This window comes from Bartonella sp. CR127HXZ, from assembly GCF_042194555.1.
Classification (GTDB): Bacteria; Pseudomonadota; Alphaproteobacteria; order Rhizobiales; family Rhizobiaceae; genus Bartonella; species Bartonella grahamii.
This window is the reverse complement of sequence record NZ_JBHIMZ010000080.1, coordinates 1-608: the sequence shown is the minus strand read 5'-3', so window position 1 is coordinate 608 and position 608 is coordinate 1. Positions and strand designations below refer to the sequence as shown.

The following is a 608-nucleotide window of genomic DNA, read 5'->3' as shown; positions in this document are numbered from 1 at the left end:
AAAGTTTTGATCAAGTTTACTTTTCCATAGAAAGACATAGGACGGTTGTTTTCAGTGGAAATGGTTTTGGTCAAACGTCCACCAACACGGATCAACCATTGAGAAGGATTGTTCATATCAACAGTGAAATTATCAGCATCTTCAATGGTGTTAAACATCAAATGTTGATAGGCAACTTGTGCTTGTGGCTCAAATGTTAAACCTTCCATATTGGTTGCAAATTCTTTGCCAATAGTGGTGGAAATACTAAACATTTTGGCATCGTTCAACTTTGCGGTATTGCCTCTGATGGCATTGGCGATATGCCCTTTTAGGATACCGTAGGACAAGAGTGCATCAATGTAGAAACCACTGTTGTGTTGTATACTGCCATAGGCTGTCAGTGACCATTTATCCAGCGTGTTCTTACCGGCATCTGACATGTCCTTTGGTGTAAACGACAGCTGCCCATAGGTACCTACAAGACCGAGATGTGTTGTGGTATTTTGCCCTTCAATTGCTGCCAATGTAACACCGGCTTGGAGAGCAGCATAACGAATATCAGCACCATAACCGTATTTGAGAGGTCCGCGTTCAGAAGATAAAGTTCCTGTGCTTCCATAGGTGTA

The 608-nt window shown here is 42.1% G+C and carries 1 protein-coding gene; it reads right to left on the bottom strand.

Annotated features, from left to right (window positions below; genetic code table 11):
• On the bottom strand, positions 1-608 hold a 608-nt coding region (locus tag ACFIKY_RS09210), incomplete at both ends, for an autotransporter domain-containing protein (protein WP_375661754.1).